We start from the raw sequence: 25926 nt of genomic DNA, 5'->3' as shown, positions 1-25926 counted from the left end.
CCGACGATGGTCGTCGGCAGCGAACGTACGCGCCCGGCCGGGCGATGTCGAGCCGCGGGCCCGGCCGTCACAGCAGGCTGCGCAGCGGATCGGCCCGGGTGAGCGCGGCGTCGTCGGCGGCGAAGGTGCGCGCGGGACCCGGACCGGTGGAACGGGTTTCGAACCGAACGGTCACCACGCCGAGCCCCGCGCCCTGCACCCAGCCGTGGCCGTGCTCGGGATGGGTCACGTCCATGCCGGGATGCCAGACGGCGACGGGCAAGGTGGGCGCGCTGATCTGCGGGGCATCGCCGAGTCCGGCGGAGTGCGCGGGCTCGGCTTCCGGCTGCGCCGTGACGATCTCGGCGGCCGTACCTCGATCCAGTTCGGGGAACAGCGACTCCTGGCGGATCGTCGACAGGCCGCCGTAGCCGACCCCGACGAGACGGATCGGGCCCAGTTCCCGCGGGTCGAGCGCCGAACGTTGCGCGGCGGCGGCGAGGGTGGCCAGGTCCTCGGTGGCGTAGGGCAAGGTGAAGGAGCGGGTGACGATGCTCATATCGGACTTCTTCAGTTTGAGCACCACCGTGCGCGCCGCGCGCCCGTCGCCGGTGAGGCGCCGGTGCGCCGCCGCGGCCATGTCCTCGATGGCCGGGCGCAGCTGCTCGAAGCTGACGATGTCGGTCTCGTAGGTGGTCTCGGCGCTGATCTGCTTGGCCTCGGTGCGTTCGGCGACCGGACGGTCATCGATGCCGCGCGCCAGCCGGTGCAGCGCGGCGCCCACACTGCCGCCGAGGATCGACATCGCCTCCGACTCCGGCAGGGCGGCGAAAGCGCCCACCGTCTCGATGCCAAGCGAACGCAATCTGCCCTCCGCGACCGGCCCGATGCCCCACAACTTGCGCACCGGCAGCCCCGCCAGCAGACGCGGCTGCTCGACCGGCGAGATCACGCGCACCCCATCGGGTTTGGCCAAGCCGGAGGCGATCTTGGCAAGCTGCTTACCGGTGCCCGCGCCCACCGAGGCGGTCAGCCCGGTTCGCTCGCGCACCACCGCGCGCAACTCCTCACAGAACGCGTGCACCCGCGCGACCGTCGCGCCCGCAAGCTCGGCGGGCTCGCCGAACGCCTCGTCGTACGACAGCGTCTCCAGCACCGGGATCCGGCTGCGCAGCGCGTCGAAGACCTGCCCGCTGACCACCCCGTAGACCGCCCCGCGCGGCGGCACCACCACCGCGGTGACGCCGACCAGCCTGCGCGCCTGATGCATCGGCATCGCCGACCGGGCGCCGAAGATCCGCGCCTCGTAACTGGCTCCGGCGACGACCCCGCGGCCACCGGTTCCGCCGACCAGCACCGGCCTGCCGCGCAACGTCGGCCGGGTCAGCTGTTCGACCGAGGCGAAGAATGCGTCCATATCTACATGCAGAACCCAGCGGCGGGCGACGCTGTCCGCGTCGGCGAACGCCGGAAGCGGCCGCGGGCCCACCGAGCCGTCCCCGCGCGTCGTCCCGATCCCGGTCGACGGCGCGGCCGCGCGCTCGACGCTCGGTTTCTCGGTACGCACGCGTGCAATCTACGCCCGCCCACCGACAGCTCGGAGCAGGCGGTGACGCTGTCAGGTGGCTGGGCGCTAGCTACCGATTACCTGCCGGTATCGCCGCTCGCCTCCCCTCGCCTCCGGGTGCCTCTCCGTCGCGCCGCACCCGCCTTGATCTGCCCTTTTCCGCGCCGGCCGCGGTACTCGGCAGTCCTGAAATAACCGCCGACGTGCCGCGGGGAGGGAGCTCGGCGCCCGGTCCGATATGTGATGATCGGACGCATGAATATCCGCAAGGCCGTCATCCCGGCCGCAGGTATCGGCTCCCGTCTGCTTCCGCTGACCAAGGCCATCCCCAAGGAGATGCTGCCGGTCGGCGACAAGCCGGTGATCGAGCACACCGTCCGCGAGCTGGTCGCTTCGGGCATCACCGACATCACCATCGTGGTCAGCAGCGGGAAATCATTGATCCAGGACCACTTCCGCCCCAACCCGGCGCTGGTGGCCCAGCTGCGCGCGGACGGCAAGACCGCCTTCGCCGACGCGGTCGAGGAGGTCGGCGAACTGTCCCGGCTCGGCCACATCACCTACCTCGACCAGCACGGGCCGTACGGCAACGGCACCCCGGTGCTCAACGCCGCCCGCAATCTCGGCGACGAGCCGATGCTGGTGCTGTGGCCGGACGACGTGTTCGTCGCCGAGGTGCCGCGCGCCCAGCAGCTCATCGACGCCTACGAGGCCACCGGGGCACCCGTCCTGGCGTTGATGCCGATGGATCCCGCCGAGTCGCAGCGCTACGGCGTCCCGGTGGTCGCCGACGACCAGGGCAACGGCCTGCTGCGCATCACCGGACTGCGGGAGAAGCCGAAGCCGAAGGACGCGCCGTCGTCGTTCGCCGCGATCGGCGGCTACGTCGTCACCCCCGGCATCATCGAGGAACTGCGCAGGCAGACCGAAGCGTGGTACGAGCACCGTACCGGCGAGGTGTACCTCACCGACGCGATCAACGTGCACGCGGCGAACAATCCGGTCTTCGGCCAGGTGATCCGCGGCCGGTGGTACGACACCGGCAACCCGGCCGACTACCTGGTGGCGCAATTCGCCTCGGCGCTGGCGCACCCGCAGTACGGACCGTCGCTGCGCGACCTCGCCGACGGCCTCGACGGCTGACCTCCTGGCATCGACCACGGCGAGCGGCTCGCCGACACGGCCCCGACCACACCGGTGGTCGGGGCCGTGTCATCCCGGGAGCAACCGCGATCGGCGTCGCGTGCTCTCGCCGGGTGCGCGCTCAGAAGCGGCGGATGGCGTAGATGTCGAATTCGTCCAGCGGTGTATAGCCCACCGGCACACCCCAGTCATAGGCGTTGAGTACCAGTCCGTTACCCGCGTAGATGCCGACGTGCGAACCATCCTGGTTCAGCACCACCACGTCGCCGAGCGAGAGCGATCCCCGCGGCACCGGCGCGCCCGCCTTCGCCTGCTGCCAGGTGGTCCGCGGAATGCTCACGCCGACCTGACGGTACGCCCACTGCACGAGACCCGAGCAGTCCCAGCTGAATGGGCCGGTCCCGCCCCATTCGTAGGGCTTGCCGATCTGCGTGGTCGCCGCGGCCAGCGCGCCGACGCCGAACACACTGGGCACCGGCAGGAAGCCCGAGCCGCTTGCGCTGCCGGAGTCACCGCCGGGACCGCTGCCCGAGGCCGAACCGGAGGAGGCGCTGCCCGGCCCGATGCCGGAGGCGCTGCCGGTGTCGGCCCAGACGGGTCCGGCGAGCAGGAGGATCGTGATGGTGGAGAGCAGAAATCCGAGTGCGATGCGGTGCGTCGATTTTCTCGGCACGTACTCGCCCCTTCCATGGGCGCGGATGACTGGCCGCCGATCGGCGGCCTGGCTAATACATGGCATCAGCAGCGGCCACCGATGTGGGGCCACCGCCACCCGCGCCGGGCGTGTTACCGGCGCGGCCGAATTCCAAGTAAGGCAAGCCAGATAGAGAAACTGCCGCCCCGGACACGAGCCGGTCAACAGCAGCGACACCGCAGATTGTGCCTGGGATATCGGCGAATTGTCGGGAATCAGCAAATTCTCAGCATGTGATCTATATCACTATCGACACCACTGATCCGCGGCGATCGGGCCCGGAACGACGGGCACGAGAACCGCTCCGCACAGCAGCCGGGGCGGGACCCGATGGGTCCCGCCCCGGCTCGCTCGGTACTCCGCGCGCTATGCCTTGGCGAGCTTCGCGCGCACGCCGCCGACCAGATCGGCGGCCTCCGGACCCGCGGCACCGAAGGTCAGCGTGGTGGCGAGGATCTCGCCCGCGATCAGGTCACGGTGCGTCTCGGCCCACGCGGCCCGCTCCGCCGGGACCTCCAGCACCACGGTGATGCGGTCGGAGACGTCCAGTCCGGCCGACTTCCTGGTCTCCTGGAGATCGCGGATCAGGTCCCGCGCCCAGCCCTCGGCCTCCAGTTCCTCGGTGACCAGCGAGTTCAGCACCACCAGACCCGCGTTCCCGGGCAGCGCCGCGGTCGACTCGGGTTCGGCCGCGACAAGGCGCTGGGTGTACTCCTCGGGCAGCAGGGCGATTCCGGCCGCGCGAACCGTGCCGTCCGCGTCCTCGGACCACTCCCCGGCCTTGACCGCCTTGATCACCGTCTGCACGTCCTTGCCGAGCCGCGGACCCGCGGCGCGGGCGTTGACCACCAGCTCGAAGCGGCCGTGCGCGTCCACGTCGGTGGTCAGGTCCACCTTCTTGACGTTGACCTCGTCGGCGACGATGTCGGCGAACGGCGCCAGCCGCTCGGCGTCGGCCGCGGCGATGGTGACCTCGGCCAGCGGCAGCCGCACCCGCAGGTTCTGCGCTTTGCGCAGGCTCAGCACCGTCGAGCACACCACCCGCACCTCGTCCATGGCGGCGACCAGCTCCGGGTCGTCCGGCAGTTCGCCCTCCTTCGGCCAGTCGGCCAGGTGCACCGAGTCGCCGCCGGTCAGTCCGCGCCAGATCACCTCGGTGATCAGCGGCAGCAAGGGCGCCGCCAGCCGGGTGACCACCTCGAGCACCGTGTGCAGGGTGTCCACCGCGTCGCGATCTTCGCTCCAGAACCGCGACCGCGACCGCCGCACGTACCAGTTGGTCAGCGCGTCGGCGAACGAGCGCAGTTCCTCACAGGCGCCCGCGATGTCGTAGGCCTCCAGCGCCTCGGTGATGACGTCCCGGGTTCGCGCGAGCTTCGCCAGGATGTAGCGATCGAGCACGTGCGGCGAATCCGTGCGCCACACCCCGGGCTTCGAGGCGTACAGCTGCAAGAAGGTCCACGCGTTCCACAGCGGTCGCAGCGCGTGACTCACGCCCTCGCGGATGCCGCGCTCGGTGACGATGAGGTTGCCTCCGCGCAGGATCGGCGAACTCATCAGGAACCAGCGCATCGCGTCCGAGCCGTCCCGGTCGAACACCTCGTTGACGTCCGGGTAGTTGCCCTTGGACTTGCTCATCTTCAGGCCGTCGTCACCGAGCACGATGCCGTGCGCGGCAACGGTCTTGAACGCCGGGGAATCGAACAGAGCCGTCGACAGCACGTGCAACGTGTAGAACCAGCCGCGGGTCTGCCCGTTGTACTCGACGATGAAATCGCCAGGGAAGTGGCTGTCGAACCACTCCTTGTTCTCGAACGGGTAGTGCACCTGGGCATACGGCATCGAGCCGGACTCGAACCAGCAGTCCAGCACCTCCGGCACCCGGCGCATGGTCGACTTCCCGGTCGGGTCGTCGGGATTCGGCCGGGTGAGCTCATCGATCATCGGGCGGTGCAGATCGGCCGGGCGCACGCCGAAGTCGCGCTCCAGCTCGTCCAGCGAGCCGTACACGTCGACGCGCGGGTAGGCCGGATCGTCGGACACCCACACCGGGATCGGGCTGCCCCAGTAGCGGTTGCGGCTGATGTTCCAGTCGCGCGCGCCTTCCAGCCACTTGCCGAACTGGCCGTCGCGGATGTGCTCGGGCACCCAGGTGATCTGCTTGTTGAGCTCGACCATCCGTTCGCGGAATTTGGTGACCGCGACGAACCAGGACGGCACGGCCATGTAGATCAGCGGCTGCCCGGAACGCCAGCTGTGCGGGTAGGAGTGCTCGATCGTCTCGTGCCGCAACAGCTTTCCCGCGGCCTTGAGGTCCTTGATGATCACCGGGTTGGCGTCGAACACCATGAGGCCCTCGTACGGCGGGACCATCGAGGTGAACTTGCCGCCCGCGTCCAGCGGCTGCACCAGCTCGATGCCGTGCGCGGTGGCGACGTCCATGTCCTCCTCACCGAAGGCGGGCGCAAGATGCACGATGCCGGTGCCGGAGTCGGTGGTCACGTAGTCGGCGGTGAGCACCCGGTGGGCGTTGGGGTGGCCCACGAAGAAGTCGAACGGCGGCGCGTAGGAAAGCTCGGCCAGCGCGGCGCCGTCGTACTCGGCGAGCACCTCCGGGTTCTCGCCGAACTCCCGCGCGTAGTGCGAAACCCGTTCGGCCGCGAGCACATAGCGTTTGCCGTCGGCGCCGCGCAGGTGCACGTAGCGGACGTCGGGGTGCACCGCGATCGCCAGGTTGGACGGCAGCGTCCACGGCGTCGTGGTCCAGATCAGCGCGTTGGCGCCGTCGAGTTCGCGCAGCGGATGGTCCGCGGGCACGCGCAACGCCATGTCGACGGTGACCGCCGGGTCCTGGCGCATTTTGTAGGCGTCGTCGAGGCGGGTTTCCTGATTGGACAGCGGCGTCTGCTCGTACCAGCTGTAGGGCAGCACCCGGAAACCCTGATAGATCAGACCTTTGTCGTACAGCGACTTGAACGCCCACATCACCGACTCCATGAAGTCGGTGTCCAACGTCTTGTAGTCGTTGTCGAAGTCGACCCAGCGGGCCTGCCGGGTCACGTAGTCGCGCCATTCCCCGGTGTAGCGCAGTACCGACGTTTTGCAGGCCGCGTTGAATTCCGCGAGCCCCATCGCATCGATCTGTGATTTGTCCGTGATACCGAGCTGCTTTTCGGCTTCGATTTCGGCGGGCAGTCCGTGGCAGTCCCATCCGAATCGCCGATCGACCCGCTTGCCACGCATGGTCTGGAAACGCGGGACGAGGTCTTTGACGTATCCGGTGAGCAAATGTCCGTAATGCGGCAGACCGTTGGCAAAGGGCGGGCCGTCGTAGAAGACGAATTCGGCTGCGCCAGAACGGTTTTCAATGCTCGCGCGGAAGGTGTCGGCGGCCGCCCACGCGTCGAGCACGCGGCGCTCCATCTCGGGGAACGACGCCCCGTTGCCGACGCCGAGGTCGACGCGCGGGTACGCGCTGTTGCTGGAAGTGTGGTCCGCCATGGCGGATACGTCTCCTCGTGCCGTGTGTCATGGGCACGGGGACGATGACGGCGCCCGGTGCGCCGAAACCGCGGTACCACCCCGCTTGTCCGGCGTGACGAACTCCGGACCTCTCATTCGCGAGCTGTGACGGGCTCACCCGTTCGGTTCTACTGAGCGCCCGGCCCGCGGGCCGCGCCACCGTTCTTCCGAAGGCTCCCCGGTGATAGCCGGATCGACGCCGTATTCATGTTTGATTCTAGCCGCAGCGGTCAACTCATATCGGAGAGCAGGTCAGCGTCTGGCATGTCGACCAGGAGGCGGTGGGGAATCACCATCCGGACTCCGCATGGACAAAGCGCTCACCAGCAGGAGCATCGCACCGATGACGCACACCACGATGCAACCCCACGCCCAGATCACCGATCCGGTGGTGAGCGCGGCCACGAGCAGGGCGAAGCCGATCGCGGCAAGGACGAGTGTCAAGACGAGCATGGTGACCCCCAAGGCATGCCGGGCGGCTCGACAGTTCCTCTAACGGTATGCGAACTGCTGTGCTCGTGCGCGGCGTGCTACTTGCCGCCCTTGGCGAAGGACGCAGGCGCGAGGTTGTTCGCCGTGTTGGCGTCCGCGAACGCTTCGCCGCCGTCGACCGGAACCGCCGAGCCACGGTTCTCCAGCTCCTCGAGCTGCGACTCCAGGTACGACTTCAACCGCACCCGGTACTCCCGCTCGAAGGTCTTGAGCTGCTCGATCCGGCTCTCCAGCACACTGCGCTGCTGGGTGATGGTCGCCATGATCTCGGTGTGCTTGCGCTCCGCGTCCGCCTGCAACGCGTCGGCCTTCTCCTTGGCCTGGCGCAGCTGGTTGTCCGAGCGGGTCTGCGCGTCCGACAGCATCGCGTCCGACTTCTGGCGGGCGTCGGCGATCATCGCCTCCGACCGAGTCCTGGCGTCTCCGACCAGTCGCTCGGAATTCGCCCGGGCATTCGACAGCAAGCTCTCCGCCTCGGCCTTGGCATCGCTGGTCAGCCGATCCGCCATCTCCTGGGCGAGGCTGAGCACCTTGGCGGCCTGCAGGTTCGCGTCCGCGCCCGGAGCGTCCTTGGCCACCGGCGCGGCGGGCATCGGAGCGGGCGGCGCGGCGGGAACCGGGGGCTTGATCGGTTCCGGCGGGGGCGGCGGGGCCTGCGGAATCGGCGCTTTCACCGTGTTCGCGACGGCCGGGCCGCGGTTCTTCTTCGCGTCGGCCAGTTCCGCGTCCAGTTCGGCGACCCGCTGGCGCAGATCCGCGTTCTCCTCGATCAGGCGCGAGAGCTCCTGCTCGACGAGATCCAGGAACGCGTCGACTTCATCCTCGTTGTAGCCGCGCTTCCCGATCGGCGGTTTGCTGAACGCGACGTTGTGCACATCGGCTGGGGTCAGCGGCATGGAAGGATCCCTTCACGCGTCTTTTGGAGATCTAGCAGATCTAGCAAGCTGTCTTCTCGGCCCATTCTGTCACACCGGAGCTACCGGTTGCCCGAGCCTGCCCACGATCGACATCAGGATGAAGACGATGAAAAGCAGGACCATAATCGACAGATCCAGGCGAATTCCGCCCAGCGACACCGGGGGTATCAACCGCCTCAGCAGTTTCACCGGCGGGTCGGTGATCGTGAAGATCACCTCGAGGACGACGACCACGACACCGGTAGGACGCCAGTCTCGGGCAAAGCTACGGATGAACTCGACGATCACCCGGCTGATCAGCAACAGCCAGAAGATGAACAGTACGAAGTACAGCACCGCGAACAAGGCCACGACTTCACTCTGCCGTAAAAATCGCTTCGCGCAAAATGACCGCGCCGCACAACGGGCGACCGGTCCGCTTCACCCCCCAGATCACGACCTTATTTCTGGTTGTAGAAGCCGGTTTCCGCGATGCGCCTGCGTTCTTCCGCTGATACGTCGACATCGGCCGGTGAGAGCAGGAACACTTTCGTCGCCACCTTGTCGAACGACCCGCGCAGCGCGAAGGCCAGACCCGCGGCGAAGTCGACCAGCCGCTTGGCGTCGGCATTGCTCAGATCGACCAGATCCATGATCACCGGATTGCCCTCACGGAAGCGCTCGCCGATGATCCGGGCCTCGCTGTAGTCGCGCGGGCGCAGCGTGGTGATCTTGGACAAGGGGCCTCCGTCCTCGAAGATCCCGGGGCGCCGCACGGGGGCGGGCTCGGGACGCACGCGCTCCTCCAGCCTGCGCTCCTCGGCGTCGGGATCGACGGCGAGCGCGCCACGGGTGGTGCCACGCAGCGGTGGCGCGCTCCCACCCGCCCGGAAGCGGCCGGACGGTGCGGCATCGATCCGGGTGGGACGCCTGGGCGCGTCGTAGCGGTCGTCACCGTAGGGCTCGTCGGCGTAGTCGTCGCGCCGCGACACCGAGTAACCCGCCTTGTAGGGCGACTTGTAGGCCGGCTCGGGGTAGTCGACGTCGTCGAAACGGCCCGCGCCGTAGCGGTCGTCGCCGTAGCGATCGACGTAGCCGTCGCGGTCGGAGTAGTCACGGGGCCGGGGCCGGCGAGCACCGCGCTCGTCCACGCCTCGGGGAGCGCGATCGTCGACGTAGTCGTCTTCGTAATCCTCGAGCGGAACCATGCCGAAGTACGCCTTGAACTTGTGCAGCGTGCTCATTGGTCGACCTTCCTTCGGCCCCGGTGGCGGCCGGGTGTTGAAGTCTTGCTCAGCCCTCGTCAGATCCCAGCATATGTGTCGAATGTGACTGATGAGGTTTCTTTGCTAGCCCGAGGTTATCGGTCGCATACCCATCAAGGCGGTACCGACACGCACAACCGTCGAACCGTGTTCGATCGCGCATTCCAGATCGCCGGACATTCCCGCGGAAAGCTCTGTCGCCTCCGGATGATCGGCGAGCAACAACGTGTGCAACATCGCAAGTCGCGCAAATGCGGCATCAGACTCCGCCCCCAAGGGCGGAATGGCCATCAGACCCGACAAACGTAATCCCGGCGCGTTCGCAATCCGTTCGGCGAGACCGGGGAGATCCGCGGCCGCGACGCCTCCTCGAGTGGGGTCGTCATCCAGGCTCACCTGGAGCAACACCCGAAGCGGTTCGGTGCGCTCTCCCGCCTCCAGCGCAGCTCGGGCACCGGCGCCGAGAGCGGTTGCCAGACGTTCGCTGTCGACCGAGTGAACGGTGTGTGCCCAGCGGGCGACAGCCCTGGCTTTGTTCCGCTGCAACCGCCCGATCATGTGCCAGCTGATGCCGGAGAGGTCTTCCTCACGCAGCGCCGCCACCTTCGCCGCGGCCTCCTGCTCCCGGGACTCGCCGAACTCGCGCCTGCCCAGCCGGTGCAGGATCGCCACGTCGGCGGCCGGGAAGAATTTCGTCACCGGCAGCAGCCGCACCGAATCCGGCGCCCGGCCCGCCGCGCGGCAGGCGGAGTCGATGCGGGCGAGCAGACCCGCCAGGTTGGCCGACAACTCGGCGGTGCGGGTCGTGAGCGCACCGTCCACCGCGGCCTTCGCCTCGGCGTTCATGCCCGCACCCCACCGACGCTCGACTCCGGGACCGCACGGGCGTCACGCGCGCTCACGCGCCGGTCTCCATCCAGATCACACCCGCGATCCGGCCGGTCGGCGCGCCACGGCGATGACTGAACAAGGTGCGGTCCTCGATGGTGCAGCGCGGGTCGACCGCGATCGCGCCCACGCCTGCCTCGGTGAGCTGCCTGGAGATGCCCGCGCGCAGATCCAGGCCGGGGGTGCCGCGGACCGTGGTGGTCGCACTGCCGGGCAGGTGTGCTTCGACGTCGGCGCGCATGGCGGCGGGAACCTCGTACTGACGGCCGGATGCGGCGGGCCCGAGAAAAGCTCCCACCCGGTCCAGGCGCGCACCGGCCGACACCATCGCCTCGAGCACGCGCGGCACGATGCCGATGCGAGCGCCGATCCGTCCCGCGTGCACCGCGGCGATCACGCCCGCCTCGTCGTCGGACAACAGAACGGGCACGCAGTCGGCGGTGAGCACGACCAGCGCGAGTCCCGGCACGGTGGTCACGAGCGCGTCGGTGGCGGGGACCGGTTCGGAGCGGGGGCCGTCGACGATCTCCACGGCGCGGCCGTGGATCTGTTCCATCCAGACCAGGCGCTCCGGCGGCAGGCCGATGCCATCGGCCAGCCGATCGCGATTGCGCCGCACGGCCGCCGGATCGTCGCCTACGTGGTCGCCCAGATTGAACGAGTCGTAAGGTGGCGCCGAGAAGCCTCCGGCCCTGGTCGTGGTGACCCGTCGGACAGTGATGGTCGGCGCGATAGTCATGGCGACGAGCGTAGTTGCGCTCGGCGACGGGCGTCGAAATGCCCAGGTAGAGAGCGAAAATTCCCCCGGGCGGTGGCGATCGCGTCGCATCGGGCGCCCCGGCGCCCGGTCCCGCCCGGCCGGCCCCCACGCCGGCCTTCCCCCGAAATCACTGATCGATAGTCGAACTCCGGGACACCACTCCCCGTGTCCCGCCGAGACGTCCCGGCCCGGGCCGGGATCGCTCCGCGCGGTCGGTCCCGGCCTGCGCCGGAACCACACTCCAGCGCTCAGCCCCTCCGCATGAACGACGGCACGTCCACGTCGTCGTCATCGTCGCCGGCATCCGGCGGCGTGATGTGCGAGCGCGTGTTGCTCGTCACCGTCGGCTCACCCAGCGTGCGCTGCCGTTCGGTGTCCCGGTAGCTCGGCAGCGTGCCGCGGCCCGCGGCGGTCGCGCCGGAGGTAGTCGGTGTGCTGTCGCTGCCGCGCGCCGCGACCTCACTGGTGCGGCTCTGCCCGATCTCGCCCGAGCGCGCCGTGCCGATCGTGCTGCGGCCGGGATTCTCGAAGGTGCGCCGGGCCGGTCCGCCCCCGTCGAAGCCCGCCGCGATCACGGTGACGCGCACCTCGTCTCCGAGCGAATCGTCGATCACCGTGCCGAAGATGATGTTGGCCTCGATGTGCGCGGCCTCCTGCACGAGCGAGGCCGCCTCGTTGATCTCGAACAGACCGAGGTCCGATCCGCCCGCGATCGACAGCAGCACGCCGTGCGCCCCGTCCATGGACGCTTCCAGCAGCGGCGAATTGATCGCCGATTCGGCCGCTTTCACCGAGCGGCCCTCGCCACGCGCCGAACCGATTCCCATCAGCGCGCTGCCCGCGCCGGACATCACGCTCTTGACGTCGGCGAAGTCGACGTTGATCAGACCGGGGGTGGTGATCAGGTCGGTGATGCCCTGCACACCGTTGAGCAGCACCTCGTCCGCGGAACGGAACGCGTCCATCAGGCTCACCGCCGCGTCGCCGAGCTGGAGCAGCCGGTCGTTCGGGATGACGATCAACGTGTCGCACGACTCGCGCAGCAGGTTGATGCCGACCTCGGCCTGGTTCCCGCGCCGCTTGCCCTCGAAGGAGAACGGACGGGTGACCACGCCGATGGTGAGGGCGCCGAGCTTGCGGGCGATCTGCGCGACGACGGGGGCGCCACCGGTGCCGGTGCCACCGCCCTCGCCCGCGGTCACGAAGACCATGTCGGCGCCCTTGAGCACCTCTTCGATCTCGTCCTTGTGGTCCTCGGCGGCCTTGCGCCCGACCTCGGGGTCCGCGCCCGCGCCGAGGCCGCGGGTCAGTTCACGGCCGACGTCGAGCTTGACGTCGGCATCACTCATCAGCAGGGCCTGGGCGTCGGTGTTGACCGCGATGAACTCGACACCTTTGAGTCCTTGCTCGATCATCCGGTTGACGGCATTCACACCGCCGCCGCCGATACCGACGACCTTGATCACCGCAAGGTAGTTGTGCGGGGGCGTCATGGGCTCTCGCCTTCCTTCGATCTAAAGCCTGTCGTTTCCGGATTCTCGGCACACCGCTCGTAGGCCCGATCCGGAGGTCGGGTCGCTGCGAAGAGCGAACCGCGGCTCGGGCAAACTCTAAAGCTCAACCATAGGGTTAGCGTTATGTCAAGTATCCGACTGTTGCGAAACGCTATTCGCAGCCGACGCGATACGCGCGCAGGCGCGCCGAAACGAGAGACAGAATCTTGCGTGATCCCGCTCGTCTCGCCGCTCCACACGTCGTATGGTGAACGGTTGCCCCCCGGCCCCCTTCTCGGCACCGGAATCACTTCCGGACCGCTGAAAATTACCTGGGCGCAATGGGTGTGGATCACTTTACCGTGACCAGATTGGGACTCGACACATCGAACACCGTTCCGGGGCGCGTCAACAACGGCAACACCACCGCCGCCTTTCGCTCGGCGTCGTTGCTCCCGCCCCAGAGTACCGTGCGGCCGTCCTTCAGATTCAGCGAAATATCCGAAATGGACCGGGCCGCAACCTCGCTCACCTGAACTGCCAGCGCAGGCGGCACGATGGCGAGTATCGCGACCGCCGCCGCGGTCACCGGATCGGCGCCGCCGGGATGACCGGTGACCAACTTCGGCACGCCGATCGGCGCGGGCTCGACCGCGAATTCGACGCCGTCGGCGTCCAGTAGATGCGCGCCTTGCGGGCTGTCGTAGTACAGCACCGCGGCGCGCTCGACCACGGTCACCCGGACGGTGGACGGAAATATCCGTTGCACCCGTGCCGAGCGCACCTTCGGAATGCTCACCACTCGCCGGGCGACGGCATTGGTGTCGATTCGCAGCATCGAGCGGCCGGAGGGAATTTCGAGCAGATCCCGCACCTGTTGCTCGGGGACCGCCACCGCCCCCTCGATCCGCACGGTGCGTACCGAGAGCGCCGGGGTGAACCAGGCGATGACACAGAGCACTGCGAGAACGCACACGCTCAGCAATCCCCACAGGCGAATCCGGCGCCATTCGATCTCGCCGAACCGATCACCCGCGCGGCGCCCGGCCGCGCGCGCCGAGTCGACCCCGCGCACGCCGGGTCACCGTCCGTGCTGGGGACGCGCCCGTAATCCGTCGAGAATCTGGCTGCCCAGCATCGTGACGTCACCGGCGCCCATGGTGATCACCACGTCGCCCGGCAACGCCAGCCCAGCGACCTGGCGCCCGACCCGGGACATATCCGGCTGGTAGTGCACCGGTTTGGTCACCGACTGCGCGACCAGCGCACCGTTCACGCCGGGCAGCGGCTTCTCCCGCGCGCCGTAGACGTCGAGCACGACGACTTCGTCGGCCAGGCTGAGCGCGGCGCCGAAGTCCTGCGCGAAGGTCGCGGTGCGGCTGTAGAGGTGCGGCTGGAAGACCACGATCACCCGCCCCTGCCTGGACCGGGCGCCGTCGCGCGCCTCCTGCTGGACCAGTTCGGCGGCGGCGCCGAGCACCGCGCGCACCTCGGTGGGGTGATGGGCGTAGTCGTCGAACACCCGCACGCCGTTCTCCCGCCCGGCGAACTGGAACCGGCGGTGCACACCGCCGAACCCCTCCAGGCCCTGGATGATCTCCCCCACCTCGGCGCCGGCGGCCCGGGCGGCGAGCAGGGCGCCGAGCGCGTTGAGCGCCATGTGCCTGCCCGGCACCGCCAGGCGCAGCGCGCGCGGCGCGGCCTCGTCGGCGAGCTGGAACTGCGCGATGCCGCCGACGTCGCGCGGCTCCCAGCTGTGCAGCCGGGCGCCCACCGGGACCGGCGCGTCCGCGAGGTCGCCGGAGCCGTAGCCGAGGACCTGGACGTTCCGCTCGGCCAAGCGCTCGCCGACCCGCTCGGCCAGCGCCCGCGAGCCGGGATCGTCCAGGCACACCACCAGCAGGCCGCCCGCGGCGAGCCGGTCGGCGAAGTCGTCGAAGACCTGAACGTAGGCCTCGTCGGAGCCGAAGAAGTCCAGGTGATCGGACTCGATGTTGGTGACCACGGCGACGTCCGGGTCGTATTGCAGCAGCGAGCCGTCGCTCTCGTCGGCCTCGGCCACGAAGATGTCGCCGGTGCCGTGGTGGGCGTTGGTGCCCGCCTCGTTCAGCTCACCGCCCACCGCGAACGACGGGTCGACCCCGCAGTGCTGCAACGACACGATGAGCATCGAGGTGGTGGAGGTCTTGCCGTGCGTGCCGGAGACGAGCAGGGTGCGATGCCCTCGCATCAGCGACGCCAGCACGGTGGGGCGCAGCAGTACCGGGATCTCGCGCCGGTTGGCCTCGACCAGTTCCGGATTGGTCTTGGGGATGGCCGCGTATGTGGTGACCACGGCGGTCGGGCCGCCGGGTAGCAGGTCCAAGGCGGTGGCGTCGTGCCCGATCCGCACCTGCGCGCCGCGCGCGCGCAGCGCGAGCACGCCACGGCTCTCCTTGGCGTCCGATCCAGACACCGCGCCGCCGCGGGCGAGCAGGATCCGTGCGATGCCGGACATCCCGGCCCCGCCGATGCCGACCATGTGCACACGTTCCAGCTCCGGGGGCAGAGCTGTGCGTTCGGTGACGGCGTCCGGCGTGGCCTGGTCGGCGGTGGTGTCGCTCATCGGCGCGCCACCTCCATCGCGATCCGCGCCACCTCGTCGGCGGCGTCGCGGTGCCCGGCGCCTGCGGCGGCCCGGCCCATCTCGATCAGCCGTGCGGGGTCCATGAGCAGCGGAATCACCTCATCGATCACGTACTTCGGCGTCAACTCGGAATCGGGGACAATTCTGCCACCGCCCTGGCGCACCACGGGCCGGGCGTTGAGCTCCTGCTCCCCGTTGCCATGCGGCAGCGGCACGTAGAACGCGGGCAGCCCCACCGCGGAGACTTCCGCGACGGTCATCGCGCCCGATCGGCAGACCACCGCGTCGGCGGCGGCGTAGGCGAGGTCCATCCGGGACAGGTACGGCACCGCCGCGTACCGGACACCGTCCGCACCGGCGGAATCGTCCACGTCCAGCGTGTTCTTGGGGCCGTGCGCGTGCAGCACCGAGATACCCGCGGCGGCGAGCTGGGGCGCGGCGCCGGAGACCGCCTCGTTCAGGGTTCGCGCGCCCTGCGAACCGCCGAAGACCAGCAGTACCGGTCCTTCGGCCGGCAGGCCGAAGTGCGCCCGCGCCTCGGCTCGTAATGCGGCGCGGTCCAATCCGGTGATCGATTCCCGCACGGGGATGCCCACCACGCGCGCGTTGGGCAGACCCGAGTCCGGGACCGCCGCCAGCACCCGCGCGGCGCGGCGGGCGCCGACCTTGTTCGCGATACCGGCCTTGGCGTTCGCCTCGTGCACCACCACCGGAACCGGCCGCCTGCGCCGCAGCACGCCCGCGCCCGCGGCGAGATACGCCGGCAGCGCCACGTAGCCGCCGAATCCGACGATCACGTCGGCCTCGACCGCGTCGATGACCGCCCGGGTCGCGGCCACCGAGGCGCGTACCCGGCCGGGCAACCGAAGCAGATCGGCGGTCGGCTTACGCGGCAGCGGGACCGGAGGGATGAGCTCGAGCGGATAGCCGCGTTCGGGGACCAAGCGGGTCTCCAGCCCGCGTTCGGTGCCCAGTGCCGTCACCCGGATCGAATCGTCGAGCCGCCGCAACGCGTCCGCCACCGCCAGTGCCGGTTCGATGTGGCCCGCCGTGCCGCCGCCCGCGACGATTACCGAGATCACCTAGATCTTCCCCGTTCTCTTGCGTGATTGACCGGATAACTGGGTTCCCAAGCCCTGGTGGCGCGCGCCGAGCTGGTGCCGCGGCTCTCCGGCGAGCGGCGCCGCGGCGGTTCCGCGCTGTACCGCCCGCCCCGCCCCCGCGGGAGCGCGGACGGTCCGCGGTCGGCCTGCCTCGGCGCCCGGCCGCGGCGGGCCGAACTCGCCCGGGCCGGTGCGTACACCTCGGGTTTGGGCAACCGCAACAGCCTACTGAAACGACCGTCCTGTCCGGCGTGCAGCGCCGCGACGGCCTCCGGCTCGTGTCGAGCGGCGTTGGCGATGAGCCCGAACATGAGCAGGGTGATCGCGAGCGATGAGCCACCGGCCGACACCAGCGGCAGCTGCAGTCCGGTGACCGGCAGCAGACCCACCACGTACCCGATGTTGATCATGGCTTGCCCGGCGATCCACGTCGTCGCGGCGGCGGTCAGCAGTTGCAGGAACGGATCCGCCGACCGGCTGGCGATGCGCAGGCCCGTGTAGACGAACAGGGCGAACAGTCCGAGCACCAGCGCGCAGCCGAGGAAGCCCAGTTCTTCGCCGATGATCGCGAAGATGAAGTCGTTGTGCGCGTTCGGCAAGTAGCTCCACTTGGCCCGGCTCTGCCCAAGTCCTCTGCCCCAGATCCCCCCGTCGGCCAGGGAATACAGGGCTTGCCGGGCTTGGTAATTGTCGCCTTGCGGATCGGAACCCGGGTTGAAGAAGGACCGGACCCGATTCGACCGGTATCCGGCGGACATCGCGAGCACACCCGCGGCCACGACGCCGGAGACCGCGATCGTCACGAACAACCGGACCGGAAGGCCGCCGAACCACAGCAGGGCGCCGAGGATGATCCCGACCGCGACCGTGGTGCTGAGGTTCGGCTGGACCACGATCAGCAGACACACCAGCACACCCGCCGGGACGAGCGGAACCAGGATGTCGCGCAGACCCGAACCGATCGCGCGCCGGGAGACCAGCAGGTGAGCGCCCCAGACGATCAGCGTCACCTTCACGACTTCGGACGGCTGCACCGAGACCGGGCCGAGGATCAGCCACCGGCGGGCGCCCTGAACGCGGGTGCCGATACCGGGAACGAGGACGAGCACCAGCGCCAGCACCGACATCGCGAACAGCGGGAACGACGCTTGGCGTAACAGACGCAGCGGAACCCGCAGGGCCAGATAGAACAGGACGGCGCCGATCGCCGCGAACAGGGTCTGCTGGATGAACAGCGAGTACGCCGACCCGCCTTCCGCGTATTCGACGACTCCGGACGCCGACAGGACCATGACGAGTCCCAGGGCGGTCAGCAGTGTCGCGATGGTAACGACGAGGTGGAACGACGCGAGCGGGCGTGCCAGCCACGCCGCGGGCCCCATACCCGACGCCCGGCTCCGCTGTGGCTGGGCGCCGGTCTTCTGGGTACCCGCTTTCGCTGTCGACCGCGTGCCGTTACCTTTACGCACCATGCGCCCCCCGGTTCACCCTCGGTCGTAACCGGAGCGGCGTCGGGATATCTCGGCGCCGAAAGCGATGCGGCGGTGTGCCCGCCGGTCCGCGAAGGTGGTTCGACCGACCGGAGTGGGCGTCCGGATCACACCCGCCCCGGTCGGCGGTCACCGCAAACCTCCGATGTCGGTGGTTCCCAGGTCACGTTCTTCCAGGGTGTGCACCGCCGCGGCGAAGCTGCGACCCCGGTGCGTGTAATCGGCGAACATGTCCAGCGACGCGGCGGCCGGAGCCAGCAGCACGGTGTCGCCGCGGCGGGCGAACCCGGCGGCCGCTCGCACGGCGCGCGCCATGACGGCGTCGGCCGCGGCGGTTCTCGACGCTTCGTCACCCATCCCTGCATCGTCTCCCGCGATCAGCTCGACCACCGGGACCTCGGGCGCGTGTCGCGCCAACGCGGCCGCGATCACCGGCGCGTCGGCGCCGATCAGCACGGCCGCGACCAGGCGGTCGGCGACCTCCTCGACGAGGTCCTCGACGTGCGCGCCCTTCAGCTGGCCGCCTGCCACCCAGACCACCTGCGGATGCGCCAGAATCGAGCAGCGCGCGGCATGCGGATTGGTGGCCTTCGAGTCGTCGACGAACTCGACGCCGGCCAGCTCGCGCACGAACGCGGCACGGTGCGGGCCGACCTTGTGCTCGATCAGGCCCTCCCGGACGAACTGCGGCGCGATGTCGATCGCCCTGGTCAGCGCGGAGGCGGCGAGTGCGTCGGCGACGCCGGCGGGACCGGGCGGGCTGATGTCGCCCACCTCGGCCAGGATCGCGGCCTTGGTGAACGCGCGGTCGAGCAGCTTGCCGTCCACCACGCCCAGTTCGCCGTCGGCGGGCACCCCGACCCGGAAACCGACGGTCCGGCGCGCCTTGGACTTGCGAGCCAGCGAGGCCGCGACCGGATCGTCCAGGCCGACCACACCGACCCTGCCGACCAGCGCCCTGGCCTTGGCGGCGGCGTAGGCGTCCAGGCCGCCGTGCCAATCCAGGTGATCCTCGGCCACGTTGAGCACCACGCCCGCCTCCGGGCGCACCGACGGCGCCCAGTGCAGCTGGAACGACGAAAGCTCGACCGCGAGCACCTGCGGACCGGGGTTGCGCCGCAACGCGTCCAGGATGGGAAGGCCGATGTTGCCGCAGGCGACGCTGGCGATGCCGGCGGCGCGCAGGATGGCGTGGGTCATCTGGGTCGTGGTGGTCTTGCCGTTGGTGCCGGTGACGACCAGCCATTTGCGCACCGGGCCGTAGATCCTGGCCTGGTCGACCCACCAGGCGAACTCCACGTCACCCCACACCGGCGTGCCCTCGGACACGGCGGAGGCCAGCACCGGCGAGTCCGGCCGCCAGCCCGGGCTGGTGATCACCAGCGCGAACCGGCTCCAGTCGGTGTTCTCCAGCTCCGCGGCGGTGGCCACGTCCAGCCCGAGCCCGGCCGCCTCGGCCAGGGCGGCGGCGCCGCCGTCGGTGACCACCGGGCGCGCGCCGATGTCGCGCAGCGGTTCGACCAGCGAGCGTCCCGAGACTCCCCAGCCCGCGACCAGGACGTCACGGCCGCGCAGGAATTCCAGCATGGGCCCGGGCGAGCGCAGGGCCCGCGGAGAATGTTCGACCATCTCGTTCACCCGACCGCGGAGAGGTATTCGCTGTAGAACAGCCCGAGCCCGACGGCGGAGGCCATCGCGGCCAGGAGCCAGAACCTGATGATCACCGTCGTCTCGGCCCATTTGCTGAGTTCGAAGTGATGGTGGAACGGCGCCATCTTGAACAACCGGTTGCGCGTTGTGCGGAACACCGCGACCTGCAACACCACCGAGGCGGTCTCGGCGACGAACAGCGCGCCGATCACGATCATCAGCAGCTCGGTGCGGGTGGTGATGGACAGGCCCGCCAGCAGGCCGCCGAGCGCGAGCGAACCGGTGTCGCCCATGAAGATCTTGGCGGGCGCGGCGTTCCACCACAGGAAGCCGACGCACGCCGCCGCGCCCGCGGCGCAGACCAGGGCGAGGTCCAGCGGATCGCGCACGTTGTAGCAGCCGGTCTCGGGCTTGGTCTCGCAGGCGTGGTAGTACTGCCAGAACGTGATGATCACGTAGCCGCCCAGCACCAGGCTCATCGATCCGGCGGCCAGCCCGTCGAGTCCGTCGGTGAGGTTCACCGCGTTCGACCAGGCGACGACCACGAAGCAGACGAAGACCAGGAACACGACCACGCCCATGGTCACCGTGCTGATGTCGCGCACGTAGGACAGGTGCCTGCTGGCGGGGGTCAGCCCGCTCCCGCCGCGGAACTGCAAGGCGAGAATGCCGAAGATCACGGCCGCGGACAGCTGGCCGAGATACTTGCCCGCCGCGGTCAGACCGAGGTTGCGTTGCTTGCGGATCTTGATGAAGTCGTCGACGAAACCCACCGCGCCGAGCGCCGTGGCCAGGCCGAGCACCAGCAGCGCCGACGCCGACGGACCATCGGCGTCGTAGCCGATGCCGATCAGATGGGAGCCGAGGTAACCGGCCCACATGCCGACCAGGATGGCGACGCCGCCCATCGTCGGGGTGCCGCGCTTGGCCTGGTGGCTGGCGGGACCGTCGACCCGGATCTCCTGCCCGAAGCCCTGCTTGGCGAACAAGCGGATGAGCAGCGGCGTCAGCAGGATCGAGACCGTCAGCGCGATCGCCGCGGCGAAGAGAATCTGTCTCATCCTGCTGCCTCCGTGTCCTGTCCCGCCCCGTTGTTCGCCGCGCCGCCGCGTGCGGTCACAGCGCCCGGGCCGGTCAGATGCTCGGCGACCTCCCAGAGGCCGACCGACTTCGATGCCTTGACCAGCACCACGTCGCCGGGGGCGACTTCCTTGTCCAGCAGTGCGATCGCCGCCTCGATGTCGGGTACGAGGATCGATTCCTCACCCCAGGACCCTTCCATCACCGCGCCTTGGTGCAGCGCGCGGGCGGGCCTTCCGGTGCCGACGACGACCACCCGGCTGACATCCAGCCGCACCGCGAGCCGTCCGATGGCGTCGTGCTCGATGACGGATTCCTCACCGAGCTCGGCCATCTCACCGAGCACCGCCCAGCTGCGCCGCGGCGTGTCCGCCGCGCGGGCCATGCTCACCAGCGCTTTGAGCGCGGCGCGGACCGAATCCGGATTGGCGTTGTAGGAGTCGTTGACCACCGTGATCCCGTCCGCGGTGGTCCGCACGTCCATCCGGCGGGCGGACGCGGCACGCGCACCGGACAGCGCCGCGGTGACGGTATCGAGGTCCGCGCCGCATTCCAGCGCGACCGCGATCGCCGACAGCGCGTTGCCCACTTGGTGCTCGCCGTGCACGGCCAGGCGCACCGGGGCGCTGCCGACGGGCGTGTGCACGGTGAACTCGGCCCTGGCCTGGTCGTCGAGCCGGATGTCGGTGGCCCGCACCTCGGCGTTCGCGGCCTGGCCGACGGTCACCACCCTCGCCGACGTTCGCGAGGCCATCGCGGCGACCTGCGGATCGTCGGCGTTGAGCACGGCGAGCCCGGTCGGCGGCAACGCCTCGACCAGCTCGCCCTTGGTCTTCGCGATCGCCTCGCGGCTGCCGAACTCGCCCAGATGCGCGGTGCCGACATTGAGCACCACCCCGATGCTCGGTGGCGCCACCTCGGCCAGCGCGGCGATGTGCCCCGGCCCGCGCGCGGACAGCTCGAGCACCAGGAAGCGGGTGCCCGCGTCGGCACGCAACGCGGTCCACGGGTGGCCGAGTTCGTTGTTGAACGAACCCGGCGGCGCCACCACCGCGCCCAGCGGCGCCAGGACGGCGGCCAGCAGGTCCTTGGTGGAGGTCTTGCCGGACGAGCCGGTGACGCCCACGACGGTGAGTCCGCCGTCGGCGGCCAGACGCGACACGCTGGCGCGGGCCAGCGCGGCGAGGGCGGTCAGCACGGCGGCGCCGGATCCATCCGAATCATGGCTGAGCGCAACCGAATTCGACGGCACGGCGCCGCGGGCGGGAGTGACGACGATGGCCGGCACGCCCACCGGCCGCGCCGCGAGCACCGCCACCGCGCCCGCGGCGATCGCCGCCTCCGCGTAGTCGTGGCCGTCGGAGCGCTCGCCCGGCAGCGCCAGGAACAGATCGCCGGAACCGATTCGACGCGAATCGAATTCGACCGCACCGGTCACTCGCACCTCCGGGTCTGCGACGTCGTGCAGCGTGCCGCCGACGACGTCCGCGATGTCCCGCAGTGTCATCTCGATCATGAAACCGTCAAGTCCTCCGCGTGGTTTCCTTGCGGACTGCGTCTTTCCAAGACGGCCGCGAGTACATCGCGGTCGTCGAACGGGTGCTTCACGCCCTGGATCTCCTGCCCTGCCTCATGTCCCTTGCCCGCGATCAGCACCGCGTCACCGGGGCGCGCCCATGCCACCGCGGCCGCGATCGCTTCCGCCCGGTCACCGATCTCCCGCACCTCGCCGCGTTCGGCCGCCGGGACCTCCAGCGCACCGGAGCGCACGGCGGCGCGGATGGCCGCCGGGTCCTCGGTACGCGGGTTGTCGTCGGTGACGATCAGCAGGTCGGCGCCGCGCGCGCCCGCGGCGCCCATCAGCGGCCGCTTCGCCGCGTCCCGATCGCCGCCCGCGCCGACCACCACCGCGAGCCGTCCCGCGGTATCCGCCGCGAGATGCCCGCGCAGCGTAGCGATCACGGACTCCAGCGCCGCGGGCTTGTGCGCGTAGTCGACGATCGCCAGGAAGTCCTGCCCGCGCTCCACCCGCTGCATCCGGCCGGGCACGTCCACGGTCGCCAACGCGGGCGCCGCGACCGACGGCTCGACGCCCGCCGCGGCGCACACCGCCACCGCGAGCAGCCCGTTGGCGACGTTGTAGTGGCCGGGAAGCCGCAGGCGCACGGGAATTTCCCCGTGCGGACCCGCCGCGGTGAAGTCTTGTTCGCCGCCGTGCGCCGACACCGCCCCGGTGACGCTCCAGGCGGCGGTGCTGGTGGTCGACACGGTGACGGGGTTCGCCAGACCGGCGGCCAGCCGCCGCCCCCACTCGTCGTCCACGCAGACCACGGCGGTGCGCGCCGCGACCGGCGAATCCGGTTCGAACAGCTTGCGTTTGGCGGCGAAGTAGTCCTCGAAGTCGGCGTGGAAGTCGAGGTGGTCCTGGGACAGGTTGGTGAACGCGCCAACCGCGAAACGCACCCCGTCCACCCGGCCCAGCGTCAGCGCGTGGCTGGACACCTCCATCACCACCGCGTCCACGCCCTGCTCGACCATCAGCGCGAACATCGCGTGCAACTGCGGCGCCTCGGGGGTGGTCAGCGCGCTTGGTACCCGCCTGCCGCCGATCCTGGTCTCGATGGTGCCGATCAGCGCCGTGGACAGCCCCTCGGCGGCCAGACCCGCCTCCACCAGATAGGAGGTGGTGGTCTTGCCCGAGGTCCCGGTGATCCCGACGATGCGCAACCGCTCGGACGGATTGCCGTAGATCGTCGCCGAGAGCTCGCCGAGTACGGCCCTGGGGTTCTCCCGCACCAGCACCGGCACCCCGAGCGGCCCGGCCAGCTCCGCGCCCGCCACGTCGGTCAGCACCGCGACCGCGCCCTGGGCGACCGCGTCTCGCGCGAAACGCGCGCCGTGCGCGCGGGCGCCGGGCAGCGCGGCGAACAGGTCACCGGGGAGCACCGCATCCGAGCGCTGCTCGATGCCGGTGACCGATACGCCGTGTACAGCCGATTCTGGGCTCGTCGCGGCCCCGATGACGGCGGCCAGCGACGCCAGCGGCGTTGACGGCGAATGCTCTGGCCGCAATGCGCGCGGTTGACCGGACTGCACAGAAACCAGGCTCCTTTCGGGGGCGGTGATCGACGTGTCAGGTTACCGGCGACCGGTCACGGCGGGACCATGCGCCCCATCGCAAACCCGGGGAGGTCGCCCACCGCACCCTACGGGTTCGCCCACCCGGTCCGGACCGCGCCACGCGGCGCCCGGACGCCACCGGGTGAGGACGCGGCGCGCACGGCGGTCCGCCGCGTGCCCTCGCTCCTCGAACACCGCACTCACCTGCTGTTTCCTCCGCACAGATCCGATGTCTTCGCTACCGCTCGCACACCCCGGTCACATCGAGCCGGGAAGCTCGATCACCCCGCCTGCAGGACGAATTGCCTGGACGGCTGCGCGGACGGCGGAATACGGTCGCGCTGCAGCGCCCAGGAGGCGATGTTGTGGAACAGCGGAGCGACCGAACCGCCGCCGGAGCCGTCGGAACTGCGGACGGGCGCGTCGAGCATGAGCCCGATCACGTACCGCGGATTGTCCGCGGGGACCATGCCCGCGAACGTGATCCAGAACGACGACGTGGAGTAGCACCGGCAATTCCGGTCCACCTTCTGCGCGGTCCCGGTCTTGCCCGCCACCTGGTAGCCGGTGATGGCCGCGGGCCATCCGGTGCCGTTCTGGTTGGCGTTCATCGGGTCACGCTGCACCACCGCCTGGAACATCGTCCGCAACGTGGCGGCGGTCTGCTTGCTCACCACCCGCACGCCGTCCGGCTGGGTCTCCTCGGTCCGGGTGCCGTCCGGCGCGATCTTCGCGCGCACGATCCGGGGCGGGATGCGGACGCCGTCGTTGGCGATCGCCTGGTACATGCCGGCCATCTGCAGCGTCGTCATCGAAAGGCCCTGCCCGATCGGGAGATTCGCGAAGGTGCCGCCGGACCACTGATCACGGTCGGGCATCAGGCCCGCGCTCTCGCCCGGCAGGCCGATGCCCGTGCGCTGGCCGAGCCCGAACCGATGCGCCATGTCGGCGAAGTGGTCCTCGCCCACGCGCTGCGCGAGCATCAGCGTGCCCACATTGGAGGACCTGCCGAAAATGCCCGTGGTCGTATAGGGCTCGACGCCGTGCGCCCAGGCGTCGTGCACGGTGACGCCCGCCATCTGGATGGCGCCGGGCACCTGATGCACCTCGTCCGGATCGGTCAGGCCGTATTCGATGGCCGCGGCGGCCGTGACGATCTTGTTCACCGAGCCCGGCTCGAACACGTCCGTCACCGACGGGTTGCTCAGCTGGGCATTGGCCCACTTCTGCGGGCCGAGGCCGGGGTTGAAGGTGTTGTCGTTGGCCATCGCCAGGACCTGCCCGGTCTTGGCGTCCAAGACGACGGCCGAAGCGGAACCCGCACCGGACACGGCCTTTGCCTGCTGCACCTGCTGCTGCACGTAGTACTGCAGATCCGAGTCCAGGGTGAGTTCGACGGCGGACCCGTTGACCGCGGGCTGTTCGTCACGCCAGCTGCCGGGGATGACCGCGCCGTCGGAACCGCGATCGTAGGTGTGCGATCCGTCCGTGCCTGCCAGCGCCGAGTCCAGCGAGGACTCGAGCCCGACCTGCCCGTGGCCGTCCCAGCCGACGGCGCCGACGACGTTCGCCGCCAGCGACCCGCCGGGATACACCCGGGGGCTCTGCTGGTCGGAGCCCACCTGCGGGAACTTCTCGGTGATCTCGTCCGCGATCCGGGGATCCACGTTCTGGGCGAGGAATACGAATTGCTCGTCACTGTTCAGCTTCGCGAGCAGGTCCGCTTCCGCGGGCGCGTCTTTGCCGAGCTTCTCGTGGATGGTGCGCGCGATGTCGCGCAACCGCTGGTCCGGATCGGACGCCTTGTCGTTTTTGGCCTTGGCGTCCGCCAGCTCCTTGCGGACGGCGACCGGCCGGAAGTGCAGGGCTTTGGCCGAGACGGTGAAGGCCAGCGCCTTGCCGTTGCGGTCGTTGATCGGCCCGCGGATCGCCGGGTCGGGCTGATGGGTGGTGCGCTGGCTGGCCGCCTGGGCGGACAGTCCGGGCGCGGCGACGCTCTGCACCCACAGCAATTGCATCGTGACCACCGCGAGCGCGACGAGCATGACCACCCGGCCGACGCCGAGACGCAACCGGAGCGGACCGTCCGGGACAGCTTTGGTCGAGGGCCGCTGCCTGCCCGCGGCGCGCGGCGCCGCAGGCCCACGTCGCCGGCGCG

Annotated in this window: 20 protein-coding genes; 1 reads left to right on the top strand and 19 read right to left on the bottom strand. The window is 69.9% G+C overall.

Features of this window, described 5'->3' with window-relative positions; translation table 11 throughout:
* Nucleotides 1-67: 67 nt before the first annotated feature.
* A complete protein-coding gene (locus NG1_RS32655) occupies nucleotides 68-1396 on the bottom strand; it encodes a DNA polymerase IV (protein WP_084499369.1) in 1329 nt (442 codons plus the stop codon).
* A gap of 405 nt (nucleotides 1397-1801) precedes the next feature.
* On the opposite strand from NG1_RS32655, the gene NG1_RS32650 reads away from it, so the two are divergent.
* Nucleotides 1802-2689, top strand: a complete 888-nt coding sequence (locus tag NG1_RS32650) for a UTP--glucose-1-phosphate uridylyltransferase (RefSeq protein ID WP_083863342.1) — start codon at nucleotides 1802-1804, stop codon at nucleotides 2687-2689.
* 121 nt (nucleotides 2690-2810) lie between these two features.
* On the opposite strand, the gene NG1_RS32645 is transcribed toward NG1_RS32650, so the two are convergent.
* From NG1_RS32645 to NG1_RS32560, 18 genes are all read right to left on the bottom strand, one after another.
* Nucleotides 2811-3362 carry an NlpC/P60 family protein gene (locus NG1_RS32645; protein ID WP_063825284.1) on the bottom strand — a complete coding sequence of 184 codons (552 nt, stop codon included), beginning with the start codon at nucleotides 3360-3362 and terminating at the stop codon, nucleotides 2811-2813.
* A gap of 387 nt (nucleotides 3363-3749) precedes the next feature.
* Nucleotides 3750-6884, bottom strand: a complete 3135-nt coding sequence (gene ileS, locus NG1_RS32640; protein ID WP_062977390.1) for an isoleucine--tRNA ligase — start codon at nucleotides 6882-6884, stop codon at nucleotides 3750-3752.
* Nucleotides 6885-7157: 273 nt separating this feature from the next.
* Nucleotides 7158-7358 carry a hypothetical protein gene (locus tag NG1_RS36135; RefSeq protein ID WP_084499367.1) on the bottom strand — a complete coding sequence of 67 codons (201 nt, stop codon included), beginning with the start codon at nucleotides 7356-7358 and terminating at the stop codon, nucleotides 7158-7160.
* Between the two features lie 77 nt (nucleotides 7359-7435).
* Nucleotides 7436-8293, bottom strand: a complete 858-nt coding sequence (wag31, locus tag NG1_RS32630; RefSeq protein ID WP_062977386.1) for a DivIVA-like cell division protein Wag31 — start codon at nucleotides 8291-8293, stop codon at nucleotides 7436-7438.
* A gap of 69 nt (nucleotides 8294-8362) precedes the next feature.
* Nucleotides 8363-8665 carry a YggT family protein gene (locus NG1_RS32625; protein ID WP_039797136.1) on the bottom strand — a complete coding sequence of 101 codons (303 nt, stop codon included), beginning with the start codon at nucleotides 8663-8665 and terminating at the stop codon, nucleotides 8363-8365.
* Nucleotides 8666-8754: 89 nt separating this feature from the next.
* Nucleotides 8755-9537: a cell division protein SepF gene (locus NG1_RS32620; protein ID WP_040865945.1), complete on the bottom strand. Its 783-nt coding sequence runs from the start codon at nucleotides 9535-9537 to the stop codon at nucleotides 8755-8757.
* Between the two features lie 105 nt (nucleotides 9538-9642).
* Entirely contained in the window at nucleotides 9643-10404 is a 762-nt protein-coding gene (locus tag NG1_RS32615) for a YggS family pyridoxal phosphate-dependent enzyme (RefSeq protein WP_062977384.1), read from the bottom strand.
* 52 nt (nucleotides 10405-10456) lie between these two features.
* Nucleotides 10457-11185 carry a peptidoglycan editing factor PgeF gene (pgeF, locus tag NG1_RS32610; RefSeq protein ID WP_062977382.1) on the bottom strand — a complete coding sequence of 243 codons (729 nt, stop codon included), beginning with the start codon at nucleotides 11183-11185 and terminating at the stop codon, nucleotides 10457-10459.
* A 269-nt stretch (nucleotides 11186-11454) separates the two neighbouring features.
* Nucleotides 11455-12699: a cell division protein FtsZ gene (ftsZ, locus tag NG1_RS32605; protein WP_062977380.1), complete on the bottom strand. Its 1245-nt coding sequence runs from the start codon at nucleotides 12697-12699 to the stop codon at nucleotides 11455-11457.
* A gap of 352 nt (nucleotides 12700-13051) precedes the next feature.
* Nucleotides 13052-13774 (bottom strand): cell division protein FtsQ/DivIB, encoded by a 723-nt coding sequence (locus NG1_RS32600; protein ID WP_373686204.1) that lies wholly within the window; start codon nucleotides 13772-13774, stop codon nucleotides 13052-13054.
* A 6-nt stretch (nucleotides 13775-13780) separates the two neighbouring features.
* On the bottom strand, nucleotides 13781-15304 hold the full coding sequence (gene murC / locus NG1_RS32595) for a UDP-N-acetylmuramate--L-alanine ligase (protein WP_062977377.1): 1524 nt from the start codon (nucleotides 15302-15304) through the stop codon (nucleotides 13781-13783).
* On the bottom strand, nucleotides 15301-16407 hold the full coding sequence (murG, locus tag NG1_RS32590; RefSeq protein WP_062977375.1) for an undecaprenyldiphospho-muramoylpentapeptide beta-N-acetylglucosaminyltransferase: 1107 nt from the start codon (nucleotides 16405-16407) through the stop codon (nucleotides 15301-15303). The genes murC and murG overlap by 4 nt, the downstream gene beginning before the upstream one ends.
* Nucleotides 16404-17900 carry a putative lipid II flippase FtsW gene (gene ftsW, locus NG1_RS32585; protein ID WP_084499366.1) on the bottom strand — a complete coding sequence of 499 codons (1497 nt, stop codon included), beginning with the start codon at nucleotides 17898-17900 and terminating at the stop codon, nucleotides 16404-16406. Before ftsW ends, murG begins: the two co-directional genes overlap by 4 nt.
* Nucleotides 17901-18047: 147 nt before the next feature.
* The gene (gene murD / locus NG1_RS32580) at nucleotides 18048-19505 is read right to left on the bottom strand and encodes a UDP-N-acetylmuramoyl-L-alanine--D-glutamate ligase (protein ID WP_062977373.1); all 1458 of its coding nucleotides are present in this window, start codon (nucleotides 19503-19505) and stop codon (nucleotides 18048-18050) included.
* A gap of 47 nt (nucleotides 19506-19552) precedes the next feature.
* Nucleotides 19553-20629 (bottom strand): phospho-N-acetylmuramoyl-pentapeptide-transferase, encoded by a 1077-nt coding sequence (gene mraY / locus NG1_RS32575; protein WP_062977371.1) that lies wholly within the window; start codon nucleotides 20627-20629, stop codon nucleotides 19553-19555.
* Nucleotides 20626-22164 carry a UDP-N-acetylmuramoyl-tripeptide--D-alanyl-D-alanine ligase gene (locus NG1_RS32570; RefSeq protein WP_062977366.1) on the bottom strand — a complete coding sequence of 513 codons (1539 nt, stop codon included), beginning with the start codon at nucleotides 22162-22164 and terminating at the stop codon, nucleotides 20626-20628. Before NG1_RS32570 ends, mraY begins: the two co-directional genes overlap by 4 nt.
* A complete protein-coding gene (locus NG1_RS32565; RefSeq protein WP_062977364.1) occupies nucleotides 22161-23744 on the bottom strand; it encodes a UDP-N-acetylmuramoyl-L-alanyl-D-glutamate--2,6-diaminopimelate ligase in 1584 nt (527 codons plus the stop codon). The genes NG1_RS32570 and NG1_RS32565 overlap by 4 nt, the downstream gene beginning before the upstream one ends.
* A gap of 305 nt (nucleotides 23745-24049) precedes the next feature.
* Nucleotides 24050-25926, bottom strand: a 1877-nt coding sequence (locus NG1_RS32560) for a peptidoglycan D,D-transpeptidase FtsI family protein (protein ID WP_062977408.1), incomplete at its 5' end; no start/stop codon positions are given.

The sequence above is a fragment of the Nocardia gamkensis NBRC 108242 genome, assembly GCF_001612985.1.
GTDB classification, from domain to species: domain Bacteria; phylum Actinomycetota; class Actinomycetes; order Mycobacteriales; family Mycobacteriaceae; genus Nocardia; species Nocardia gamkensis.
The sequence above is the reverse complement of the archived record's forward strand: the minus strand, read 5'-3'. Positions and strand labels throughout refer to the sequence as shown.